Here is an 11,860-nt window from a genome sequence, read left to right as displayed (position 1 = left end):
GGGTGTGATTTGGTGATCCGATCATGTTCGCTAATATGTCGCCATCAATCGCCGGTTTGTCGACGGGCCCGGTCCCGCGGCGATGGAATTTCGGCCGCCGTGCCGGTGGACGAAGGAGTGGCGTGTCATGAGGGCGGAGTTGCGACGGAGCATCTTCCTCGCCTGCGTGGGGCTTCTGGCGGGCTTTGCCCTCGTGGTCACCCTCTATGGCGCAGGCACCCTGTTCAAGCGCGGCCTTGGATCCCCGACGAGCCCCGGCACCCCCGAGGAGAGCGGATCTCCCGTCGGCAAGCCCCCCGCCCGAACCGACGGCGCGACCGAGCCGCATCCACCGGTCCGGCAGGATGCAAGTCCCGGGGAGGGGGCGGCATCGGCGGGAAAGCCCCTGGCGGCCCTGGAGCCGGGCCAGCCGCCGGCGCAGGCCCCGGGCACCCCGCCGGGCAGCGAGGCGCCGACCTTCGACATCATCCGGATCGAGCCCAACGGCGAGGCGGTGATCGCCGGGCGGGCCGCGCCCAACACCACCGTCGAGTTGCTGCGCAACAACGAGCCGATTGCCCGTGCGCTCGTCGACCCGTCCGGCCAGTTCGCCATCGTGCCGCCGGCCCTGCCCGCCGGCAACAGCGAGATCACCCTGCGGGTGCTCGGCGCCGACGGTCAGGCCCGGATCTCCCGCGACAGCGTGGCGGTGGTGGTCTCGCCCCATCGGAATGCCAAGCCCCTGATCGCCCTAACCTCCCCCGACAAGCCCACCATCGTGCTCTCGCAGCCGGACCCGGTTCCGGCACCGCCGGGGACCAGCCTCGCGGATGCGGGCAGAACCGGGACGGGGCAGGCCGTGCCCGGCAAAACCGAGCTCAGGAATACGGATTCCGGCAAGGCCGTTTCGGACAAGGCGGACGCGAGCAAGGGCACCTCGGGGAAACATCTGTCGGACAAGACCGGGGCCGGCCGGACCGGCAAGGCCGACGGCAGCGTCGCAACGACCATGCCCGACGGCCGCGCATCCCAGAATCCGGCGACGGAGGCCGGCGCCGGCAAGGCCGACGCCGGCAAGACCGACGCGGACCGCACCGGGCCGGTGAAGATCGTCAGCGTCGAGGCGGAAGAGGGCGGACGTCTCTACGTCACGAGCCAGGCCCCGCCCGGGGCCACCGTGCGGCTCTATCTCAATGACGCCCTGGTGGCGCCCGGCAGCGCCGGCGCCGACGGGCGCGTGGCCTTCACCATCGGGCGCGGCGTCCGGCCGGGCGACTACAAGGTCCGGGTGGACCAGGTCGATCCCGTCTCCGGCAAGGTGAAGACCCGCTCCGAGGTCGCCTTCAACGTGCCCGCGGCCGTGACCAAGCCGGCGGCACCGGGCGCGGGCCGGTCGTCCGAGGGCGCGGCCGCCGTCGCGCAGCAGGGCACTCCGCCGGTGGCGCCGGTGCCCGGCCCGGTCGCTCGACTGGGGACCCCGGAGAACCCGGCCACGCTGCCCCCGGCGGCCGTGCCCCGGGCGGCGCCCCCGCCCGCGAACGCGGGGACCGGAACACCGCAAGCGCCGCCCCCCTCGTCGGCAGCCCCCACGCCCGCGCCGCAAGCCCGGCCGTCGCAGGAAGCCCGCTCGCAAGAGACGCCCTCGCAAAAGACGCCTTCACAGGAGTCAACCTCGCGAGAACCCTCCTCGCAAGCGTCGCGCGCCCAAGACCCGCCCACGCGGGAATCATCCGCGTCAGGGTCCCCGTCGCCGCAGGCCCCGCCCCGTCCCACCGCGGTCATGCCGCCCGCCCAGGCCGAGGTGCGCACGCTGCGAAGCCCTGTGCCGGATACGGTCCAGATGCCTGCCCAGATGCAGACCGAGACCCCAGCCCTGGCGGAACGGAGCCCCACGGTCTTCGTCCCGGAAATCGGGACCACGACGATCATCCGGGGCGACAGCCTGTGGCAGATCAGCCGGCGCATCTACGGCAAGGGCACGCGCTACACGGTGATCTTCGACGCCAACCAGCCGCAGATCCGCAATCCCGACCTGATCTATCCAGGCCAGATCTTCGTCCTGCCCACCGACGGCACTGCGGCGGTGCCGCAATCCGACAAGCGGGGCTGACGGCGCAGCCCCTACTCGGCGGGCACCGGCTCCGGCGCGAGGATCGGTCGCTCCTTGGGCAGCGGCAGCGCCGCCTCGTTGCGCTGGAGAATCTCCAGGGCGGCGTCGGCCTCGCGCTGACGGCTCCACATGGCGGCATAGACGCCGTCCTGGTCCAGCAGGGTGGCGTGGTCGCCGCGCTCGACGATCACGCCCTTGTCGAGAACGATGATCTCGTCCGCATTGACCACTGTGGAGAGGCGGTGGGCGATGACCAGGGTGGTACGGCCCTGGCTCACGGTGTCGAGGGCGTCCTGGATCTCGCGCTCGGTGAAGGAGTCGAGGGCCGAAGTCGCCTCGTCGAGGACGAGGATCGGCGGCCCCTTCAGGATGGTCCGGGCGATGGCGACGCGCTGCTTCTCGCCGCCCGAGAGCTTCAGGCCGCGCTCGCCCACGGGCGTGTCGTAGCCCTCCGGCAGGGCGGAGATGAAGCGGTCGATCTGCGCCAGGGCGGCGGCGGCGCGCACCTCCGCCGGCGTGGCGTCCCAGCGGCCGTAGCGGATGTTGTAGCCGATGGTGTCGTTGAACAGCACCGTGTCCTGCGGAACCATGCCGATCGCCGCCCGCAGGCTCGCCTGCCGGACTTTCGAAATGTCCTGGCCGTCGATGAGGATGCGGCCGCCCTGCGGCTCGTAGAACCGGAACAGCAGGCGCGACAGGGTCGACTTGCCCGCCCCCGAGGGACCCACGATGGCGACCGTCCGGCCGGCCGGGACCTCGAAGCTGACGCCCTTGAGGATGGGCCGGGCCGGGTCGTAGGCGAAGCGCACGTCCTCGAACCGCACCACGCCGTCCGAGACGGCGAGGGGCAGCGCCTCCGGCCGGTCGGCGATCTCTGGGTTGCGGTGCAGGATCTGGAACATGTCGTCGATGTCGATCAGCGCCTGTTTGATCTCGCGGTAGATCATGCCCATGAAGTTGAGCGGCATGGAGAGCTGCACCAGCATGGTGTTGACCAGCACGAAGCCGCCGAGAGTGGTGCGCCCGGCCATGATGTCGCGCGCGGCCAGCCACATCACGATGGTCATGCCCACGGTGAAGATCACGGCCTGACCGGCGTTGAGCACCGCGAGGGAGACGTAGGTCTGCGTCGAGGCCTTCTCGTACTTCGCCATCGAGACGTCGTAGCGCTCGGCCTCGCGCAACTCGGCGCCGAAATACTTCACCGTCTCGAAGTTCAGCAGAGAATCGACCGCCTTGGTGTTGGCATCGGTGTCGGAGTTGTTCATCCGGCGGCGGATCTCGATGCGCCACTGCGTCGCCTTCCAGGTGAAGGCGAGGTAGGCCGCCACCATCACGAACACGACCACCGAGTAGATCCAGTCGAACTCGTAGGCGAGGACGCCGATCACGAGCAGGAACTCGACGATGGTCGGCACCAGGGTCAGCACCATCAGGCGCGAGAGCTCCTCGATGCCGCCGCGCCCACGCTCCAGAACGCGGGTCAGGCCGCCGGTCTTGCGTTCCAGGTGGAAGCGCAGGGAGAGCCGGTGCATGTGCTCGAAGGTCTGGAGCGCGAGGCGGCGCACGGCATGCATCGCCACCTTGGCGAACAGTCCGTCGCGCACCTGCGTCAGCCCCGCCATCAGGATGCGGGACAGGCCGTAGAGGCCGATGAGCAGCATCGGCGCGGCGAGCAGGCCCGTGGGCACCGCGGCCCCCGGCTTGGACTCCGTCATCGCCACCAGGGCGTCGGTGGCCCACTTGAAGGTGAAGGGCGTCACCATCGTGACGAACTTGGCGACGATCAGCAGGCCGAAGGCCAGGAAGACGCGCCGCTGCAGGTCGGGCCGGCCATGGGGCCAGAGATAGGGCCAGAGGCGGCGATAGGTGGCGACGAGGCCGGGGCGCGCGGGCGGCGCGGCCGCGGCCGGTGCCGCCGGGGCGGGATCGGTGCTCATTCGGATCTGGGGCTCGGGATTAAAACGGGTTGCGCCCGCATATAGGCGCCCCGCCGGTCCGGCGACAGTCACCGGTGCCGGCGGGGCGGGCCTGCATGCACCGCAGGGACCCGCCCTCAGCCCTCTCCCGCCAGCCGGCGCAGCACCGCATCCCGCCCGATCAGCGGCAGCAGGCCGGCGAGATCCGGCCCGTGTTCCAGGCCCGTCAGCGCGAGGCGCAGCGGCATGAACAGCGCCTTGCCCTTGGCCCCCGTGGCCCCCTTCACGGCGCCCGTCCAGGTCTTCCAGGTCTCGGCATCCCAGGGCTCCGCCGGAAGAAGCGCGGCGGCGGCCCCGACGAAGGCCGGATCGGCGATGACGGGGGCCACGGGTCCGGTGACCACGCGCCACCAGTCGCCAGCCTCTGAGACCTTGGCGAGGTTGGGCCGGACCGCCGTCCAGAACGCCTCGGCGCGATCGGACGCGATCCCTTGCGCCGCCAGCCGCTCGGCCACCTCCGCGTAGGGCATGGCATGGACGAGGCGGGCGTTGAGCCCGTCGAGCTCGTGCGGGTCGAACTTCGCCGGCGCCCGCGAGATCTGCGCCAGGTCCACGAGGCCGGCAAGTTCGTCGAGGCCCGCCACGGCCCGGACGGATTCCGCCGAGCCGGTGAGGACGGCCAGCGAGCGCACCGCGCCCGGCTCGTAGCCCGCCTCGCGCAGCCCCCGGAGCGAGAGGTGGCCGAGGCGCTTCGAAAGCCCCTCCCCGTCCACGGTGGTCAGGAGGTTGTGGTGGCCGAAGACCGGGATCGCGCTGCCGAGGGCTTCGAAGATCTGCACCTGCACGCCGGTGTTGGTGACGTGGTCCTCGCCGCGGATGACGTGGGTGACGCCCATCTCGGCGTCGTCGACCACGGACGGCAGGGTGTAGAGGTAGCTGCCGTCGGCACGGATCAGCACCGGATCGGAGAGCGAGGCGCAGTCCACGTGGGCCTCGCCCCGCACGAGGTCGTCCCAGGCCACGGTGCGGGCGTCGAGCTTGAAGCGCCAGTGGGGGTAACGCCCCTCCGCCTCCAGGGCGGCCCGCTCGGCCTCCGTCAGGGTCAGGGCGGCCCGGTCGTAGATCGGCGGCTGGCCGCGCCCGAGCTGGCGCCGGCGTCGGCGCTCCAGCTCCTCAGGCGTCTCGTAGCAGGGATAGAGCCGGCCCATCGCCTTCAGGCGCGCGGCGGCCGCGTCGTGGATCGCGACCCGATCGGATTGCCGGGCGAACAGGTCGGGCACGATCCCGAGCCAGGCGAGGTCTTCGGAGACCGCGTCGGCGAATTCCTGGGTCGAGCGCTCCCGGTCGGTGTCGTCGAGGCGCAGCAGGAAGCGCCCGCCCCGGGCCCGGGCAAAGAGCGCGTTGAGGAGCGCCGGCCGGGCATTGCCGATGTGCAGGTAGCCCGTGGGCGAGGGCGCGAAGCGCACCAGGGGTGCGCCGGCTTGGGACAGAGAGTCTTCGTGGGAAGACGCTTCGGGGGAAGACGGTTCGAGGAGGGAGGCTTGGTTCATCGCCGCCCTCTAGACCATTTCGTCGCGCCTGAGGACTCCGATGACGCGGGGCGGCGTCAGCCCCGGGTGCCCCAGCGGACGCCCATCCGGCTCGGGGCGTTGGAATCCGGCCCGAGGGCCGGCCCGCTGCCGCTGCGGGGCTTGAAGGGCTTCGGCGCCAGGGTCTCGGGGATGGCGCTTTCGTGCTCCTGCATCTTGGCGAACTGCCCCGCCTTGCGGAAGCGCCAGAGGTAGCCCGGCACCACCGCCTCCATGGCGGTGGGCTGCAGGCCGATGCCCTCCAGGGTGCGCCCCTCCGCCTTGGCGGCCTCGGAGACGACGTTGTCGTTCTGGAGCAGGATGACCTGGTCGCGGGTCAGCTTGAGGCTGTCCGGCAGGAGACCGAGGGTGAGGGTGTCGACCACCTCGAGGGCGCGGGCCTGGAGCAGGGCCGCGGGCTGGGGCAGGCCCAGGACCATGCGCTTGCGCATCGTCACCTTGAGCATGTAGCGCACCAGCGCCTCGAGGGTCTCCACCTCGGGGCCGCCGAGTTCGTAGACCTTGCCGGCGGGCACGTGGCCCTCCACGGCGCGGGCCACCGCCTCGGCCACGTCGGCGACGTAGACGGGCTGGAAGCGCGACTCGGCACCGGCCAGCGGCAGCACCGGCAGGGCGCGTGCCAGGGCGGCGAAGCGGTTGAAGAAGCTGTCGCCGGGGCCGAACACCAGCGAGGGCCGCAGGATCACGTGCGGACCGCCGGCCTCGGCGATTCGGGCCTCGCCGAGGGCCTTGGTGCGGGCATAGTGCGAGGGTGAGTTCGCATCGGCGCCGATGGCCGAGACATGGACCAGGGGCGCGCCGACGGCGGCGGCCGCCCGGGCGATCTCGCCCGCACCCTCGGCCTGGAGCTGCGAGAAGCTCTGCTTGCCGGTCTCCTGCAGGATGCCCACGAGGTTCACGACGATGTCGGCGCCCTGGACCGCGCGGGCGATCGACTCGGGATAGCGCAGGTTGGCCTGCACGGCGACGATCTGGCCGACCTTGCCGAGGGGCTGCAGGAACAGGGCGAGGTCGGGCCGGCGCACGGCCACCCGGATCCGGTAGCCGCGCTTGGCCAGCGCCCGCACCACGTGGCGCCCGAGGAAGCCAGAGCCGCCGAACACGGTGACGAGCTGCGAGGCGGGGCGGGTCAGGGGGAGGGTCTCGAAGCCGGTCATCGCTCGTGCGTCTCGAAAAGCGGCCCCCGCGCCGGTCCGGCCCCCTGCGGGGTCATGGATCGGCGCCGGTCCTTGAGCCTGGTGCAGCGTATCTAGACCACTTCCAGGCCAGACGGGAGGCCGCCCGGTGAAATTCGGACCCGCCTGTTCCGGGGGCCTCAGCGCAGGCGCGGCTGGGGCTGCGGGCCGGCGACGGGGGTGCGCCGGCTGAGGCCCTTGTGCACGTGCACCATCAGGGCGATGCCGAAGAGCGGTGTGACGAGGTTGAGCACCGGCACCACCATCAGGCCGGCCAGCAGCACGCCGGCGAGGAGCGTGGTGCCGCCGTAGTGGCGGCGCATGGCGCCGGCCTCGGCCATCGGCCGGAAGCGCCCGGCGGCCAGCTCGAAATACTCCCGCGACAGCAGGTAGGCATTGGCCCCGAAGAACGCGACGAGGTTCACCCCCGGCACGAAGAACAGGATCAGTGCCACGAGGTTCACCAGCAGGGCGAGGCCGGCGAAGCGGACGGCGTAGAACATCGCGGTGCCGAGCGGCAGGGCGACGCCGGGCGGGTCGCCGGGAAAATCCGTGCGCTCGACGATCTCGGCCGCGTCGTCGAGGAAGTAGCCCGCCACCAGGATCGACACCGCCGGCATGACGTAGGCGAGGCCGACGAACAGGCCGGCCCCGGCGAAGAACACCGCCAGGGTATCGAGGAAGGGATAATCGACGGAAAGGTGGTGCTGGGACAGAAACCAGTTGATCGCCCGCGTCAGGCCGAACCAGACGACGACGAGGATGCCCACGGTCAGCCCGAGGGACTTCCACAGGATCGCGCGCAGGGGGGCTGAGAACACCTGCCGGACGGCGGCGAAGGCGGCCTGGATGAGCATACCTGGGAATCCCGTGGTCGTGGATCGATCCGTGCGTGAGGACCCGGCCTGCGTCGCCCCCGCGCGCGCCGTGTCCCGAGGTTCTGGCTATGCCGTTGCGCAGGCGCAAGTGCGGGCCATCGCTGCACCGCCCGTCCCGTCGGGCGGGCGATTCGCGGCGGCGAGCCTGGACGCCCGAGTTTTCTGGCGTGTGACCGGATTGCGACCGGTCGCGCGGTGTCGCCCGGCGGCGCCCTCTGCTAGGTCCGTCGGCACCCTTCGCCGACAGGAATCGGCGCCCTTCGCCGATAGGAACGAGACCGTCATCCATGCGGACGTCCCGCCCCGAGCACGAACGCTGGCGCCCGAGCATCGCGCCGCGCCTGGCCCCCCTGCCCGACGATCCGGAGGTCATCGTCGTCGGGGCGGGCGCCGCCGGCGTCGCGGCGGCGCGCGGCCTCGCGGCCCGGGGCGTCCGGGTGGCGGTCCTGGAGGCGCGCGACCGGGTCGGCGGGCGCCTCGTCACCGTCGCCCTGCGGGGCCACGCCGTCGACCTCGGCGGACACTGGCTGCATGCGGGACCGATCAACCCGCTGGTGCGCCTCGGCACCCGGCGGGGGGAGCCCCTGCGGGTGGCGGCGCAGGAGAGCCATCTCTGGGTCGGGCGTCGGCGCGGCCGGCCGGCGGAGGCGGCGGCCCTCGGCCGTGCCTTCGCGGTGGCCGACCGGGCGATGAGCACCCAGGCGGGTTGGGCGGGGCCGGACCGGCCAGCCGCCACCGCCCTGCCGCCGGGCCTCGGGCCCTGGGGCCGGCGGGTGGAGCGGGTCCACGGCCTGGTCTCCGGGCAGTCCCTCGCTCGCGTCTCGCTCCAGGACTTTCCCAGCATGGAGTACGGCGACAACCGCTTCATCGCCGGCGGCTACGGCGGCTATCTCGCGCGCCTCGCCCAGGGGCTGCCCATCGCCCTCGGGACGCCGGTCACCGGCATCGACTGGTCGGGCCCCGGCGTGCGGATACATGCGGGATCCCGGAGCTTCGCGGCCCGGGCCGTCATCGTCACGATTCCCACCATGGTGCTGCGGGCCGCACCCCTCTTCACCCCCGCCCTCCCGCCGGAGGTCGCGGCCGCAATCACCGGGTTCGCCACCGGCATCTACGAGCACGCGGTGCTGCACTGGCCCTCCTGCCCGTTCCGGGGGGCGGACCGGCTCGCGAGCCTGGTCGGGGGGCGCGAGGCGAGCCCGGGCCTCCTCACACGGATCGACGGCACGCCGTTCCACTTCTTCGAGCTCGATGCGCCGATGGCCGCCGCCCTCGACGCCCGTGGAGCCGGGCCGGACGGGGTCCGCCGCCTGGTGCGGGCGACGCTCGCCGCGCATTTCGGCGCCCGCGCCCTGCACGACCTGAGCATCCCGGCGGTGAGCGCGTGGCGCCACGACCCCTGGGCCCGCGGATCCTGGGCCGTGGTGCCGCCGGGCCATGCCGGCGCCCGCGCCAGCCTGCAGGCCCCCGTGGCGGACCGGGTCTGGTTCGCCGGCGAGGCCCTGTCGCGCCTGCAATGGGGGACGGCGGGGGGCGCGTACGCGGAGGGCACGCGGGCGGCCGCGGCGGTGGCCGACCGCCTGCGCGGTTAGGACGGCCTCACGCCGGCACCCGGCGGAACGTCAGGGGCAGGAGGGGGAAGACCGCGCCGAAGCGCACCGGCAGGGAGGCGATGAGGTGGGGGATCTCCTCGGCCGGCCGGGCCGGGCTGAAGAGGAAGCCCTGGATATCGTCGCAGCGGCTCGCCCGGAGCATCTGTGCCTGCTCCATCGTCTCGACCCCCTCCGCCGTGACGGTGATCGAGAGCTTGCGCGCGAGGGTCAGGATCGCCTCGATGATCGCCAGGCATTCGGGCCGGCTGTCCATGTCCTTGATGAAGGACCGGTCGATCTTGATCTTGTCCACCGGGAACCGGATCAGGTAGCTCAGCGACGAGTAGCCGGTGCCGAAGTCGTCGAGCGCCACGCGGATGCCCAGGGCGCGCAACTCGTTGAGGTTGGCGATGGTCGTGGCGTTCATCTCGAAGAACACCGACTCGGTGACCTCGATCTCCAGGCGTTCCGGCCTCAGCCCGCTGGCCTCCAGCGCCTGGGTCACATCGGCGACGAGGTCGGTGTTCCGGAACTGGATCGGCGAGAGGTTCACCGCCAGCCGGATGTCGTCGGGCCAGCGCGCCGCCTCCCGGCAGGCCTGCATCAGGACCCAGCGGCCGATCTCGGTGATGAGGCCCGAAGCCTCGGCGACGGGCACGAAATCGGCGGGGGAGACCGGGCCGCCGGCGCCGCGGGTCCAGCGCAACAGGGCCTCGAAGGTGCGGACCCGGCCGTCCTCCAGACTCACAAGGGGCTGGTAGTGCAGGCTGAATTCGCGCTGAGCCACCGCCCGCTTGAGATCGACCTCAAGCTCGCGCCGCAGGCGCATCGTCGCCTCGAGGTCGGGTGAGAAGACCCAAACCTTGCCGCGGCCGGTGGCCTTGGCCCGGTAGAGGGCGAGATCGGCCTTGCTGAGGAGGCCTTCGGGGCTGTGGGCATCGCGCGGCGCCAGGGCGAGGCCGACGCTGGCGCCGATCTCCACCTGAACCCCGTCGAGGGTATAGGGCACGCTCAGGGCCGCGATGAGGCGACGGCCCAGGCCGATCAGGGCATCCTCGTCGTCGCCGGGCAGGAGGATGGCGAACTCGTCGCCGCCGAGGCGCGAGACCAGCCCCCGGGGTGGGATCGTGCCGGCCAGGCGCTGGGCCACCCGGACCAGCAGGACATCCCCGAGGGCATGGCCGAAGGTGTCGTTGACGAACTTGAAGCCGTCGAGGTCGAGGTAGAGCAGGGCGCAGGCCTCGCCCCCGGCCCGCGCCCGGGTGCAGAGCTGGGTCGCCACGTCCTGGAACTGGGTCCGGTTGGCCAGGCCCGTCAGCGGGTCGTAGCTCGCCAGGTAGGCGATCCGCGCCTCGGACTGGCGGGTGTCGGTGATGTCCGAGCCGACCCCGCGAAAGCCCAGGAAGGTCTCGGCACCGTCGGTGATGGGCCTGCCGCTGAGACGCCACCACCGCGTCAGTCCGCCGATCGTGACCTCGACGACGCGCTCGCGAAAGGCCTTGCGCTCGGCGACGAGGGCCAGGATCTCGGCGATCTCCGGGGACATCGGACGGGGGTTGCGAACGCCGAGGAACAGCGCGGCGAAGGATGCCTCGTGCAGGACGGCTGGGTCCTCGCCCGTCACTTGGCCGATGCGCTCGGACACGTGCTGGAGCCGTCCCAGCGAATCGGTCTCCCAGAGCCAGTCGCTGGTGCTCGCCTCGAAATCGTGGAGCAGGAGGCTGATCGTCTCGTTCTGCTCGCCGACCCGGACCCGATCGATGATCCGCTGTTCCGAGAGGCGGCCCATCCGCCCGGCAGTGAAGGCGACGAAGGCCGAATAGACGCTCATCAGCATCGCCAGCCACATGTTGGCGGGCCCCCCGACGAGGAACAGGGCCGCGAGGCTGCCCAGGGCGATCGGCGTGGAATAGACCAGCCCGAGATGCGGAAGCGAGCCGAAGGTGTAGGTGGTGGCCATCAGGCCGGCCCCGATGGCCACCAGGAAGGTCTGGTCCTGGGTACCCGCGTTCGGGAGGAGGGTCAGCGGCATGCTGGCCCAGGACAGCCCCAGAAGGAGTGAAACAAACGCGGCGAGCCGATGTCCGGCGACGACGTCGCGCTCTCCCAGGCGCCGCCGGCGGTAGCGCTGCGCCCCGATCGCCGCGAGGGTGATGGGACCGGCGACGCTGCCGAACAGGATCAGCAGATAGGTCCGGTGCGCCTCGCTCCAGAAGAGCAGCAACACGGCACCGACGACCACCGTATGGGTCAAGGCCAGGTAGGGTGCGAATTGCAGCACCTCGTCGAGATGGCCGGCCCGGGCCTCCAGATCGTAGCGATTCATCCGGCGGCTCGCGGCGCGGAACAGCGCCCCCTCGGCCGCCGGCTCCGGGCTCCCCGGCGCCGGGGCGCGGACGCGGTCCCCCCCTCGGCGTCCCCACGGCGCTTCCGGCACCCGCGCTCCGGCGGCGGGGGAGACGAGCGGCCCGGCCGCGAGGGAGGGGCCGGCGAGGACGGGATCGGGTGGTCGCGGCATCAGCTGAGCGATCTTCGGGGTATCGCCAGCAGCGGGGGCCTGCCGGATCGACGCGACTGGACGGGACCTGACGGCATCGGGCTGGCCGCATCGTGCGCGT

The 11,860-nt window shown here is 72.1% G+C and carries 7 protein-coding genes; 2 read left to right on the top strand and 5 right to left on the bottom strand.

Annotated features, from left to right (window positions below; all coding sequences use genetic code 11):
* The first annotated feature begins 127 nt into the window (after positions 1-127).
* The gene (locus tag AC1MGR_RS02570; RefSeq protein ID WP_480233544.1) at positions 128-2,089 is read left to right on the top strand and encodes a LysM peptidoglycan-binding domain-containing protein; all 1,962 of its coding nucleotides are present in this window, start codon (positions 128-130) and stop codon (positions 2,087-2,089) included.
* A gap of 11 nt (positions 2,090-2,100) precedes the next feature.
* Here the strand turns inward: AC1MGR_RS02570 and AC1MGR_RS02565 are convergent, their stop codons facing one another.
* The 4 genes from AC1MGR_RS02565 to AC1MGR_RS02550 all read right to left on the bottom strand — a co-directional run bounded on the left by AC1MGR_RS02565 (position 2,101) and on the right by AC1MGR_RS02550 (position 7,629).
* The gene (locus tag AC1MGR_RS02565) at positions 2,101-4,029 is read right to left on the bottom strand and encodes an ABCB family ABC transporter ATP-binding protein/permease (RefSeq protein WP_480233543.1); all 1,929 of its coding nucleotides are present in this window, start codon (positions 4,027-4,029) and stop codon (positions 2,101-2,103) included.
* Between the two features lie 116 nt (positions 4,030-4,145).
* Positions 4,146-5,558, bottom strand: a complete 1,413-nt coding sequence (gene gltX / locus AC1MGR_RS02560; RefSeq protein ID WP_480233542.1) for a glutamate--tRNA ligase — start codon at positions 5,556-5,558, stop codon at positions 4,146-4,148.
* A 56-nt stretch (positions 5,559-5,614) separates the two neighbouring features.
* The gene (locus AC1MGR_RS02555; RefSeq protein ID WP_108036987.1) at positions 5,615-6,754 is read right to left on the bottom strand and encodes a complex I NDUFA9 subunit family protein; all 1,140 of its coding nucleotides are present in this window, start codon (positions 6,752-6,754) and stop codon (positions 5,615-5,617) included.
* A gap of 158 nt (positions 6,755-6,912) precedes the next feature.
* The gene (locus AC1MGR_RS02550) at positions 6,913-7,629 is read right to left on the bottom strand and encodes a sulfate transporter family protein (RefSeq protein WP_108036989.1); all 717 of its coding nucleotides are present in this window, start codon (positions 7,627-7,629) and stop codon (positions 6,913-6,915) included.
* 308 nt (positions 7,630-7,937) lie between these two features.
* On the opposite strand from AC1MGR_RS02550, the gene AC1MGR_RS02545 reads away from it, so the two are divergent.
* Positions 7,938-9,242, top strand: a complete 1,305-nt coding sequence (locus AC1MGR_RS02545; protein ID WP_480233541.1) for a flavin monoamine oxidase family protein — start codon at positions 7,938-7,940, stop codon at positions 9,240-9,242.
* Between the two features lie 7 nt (positions 9,243-9,249).
* Here the strand turns inward: AC1MGR_RS02545 and AC1MGR_RS02540 are convergent, their stop codons facing one another.
* The gene (locus tag AC1MGR_RS02540; protein WP_108036993.1) at positions 9,250-11,760 is read right to left on the bottom strand and encodes an EAL domain-containing protein; all 2,511 of its coding nucleotides are present in this window, start codon (positions 11,758-11,760) and stop codon (positions 9,250-9,252) included.
* Positions 11,761-11,860: the final 100 nt, after the last annotated feature.

This window comes from Methylobacterium sp. BI1 (assembly GCF_056680125.1).
Note: the sequence above shows the minus strand (reverse complement) of the source record. Positions and strands in the feature narration are given on the sequence as shown.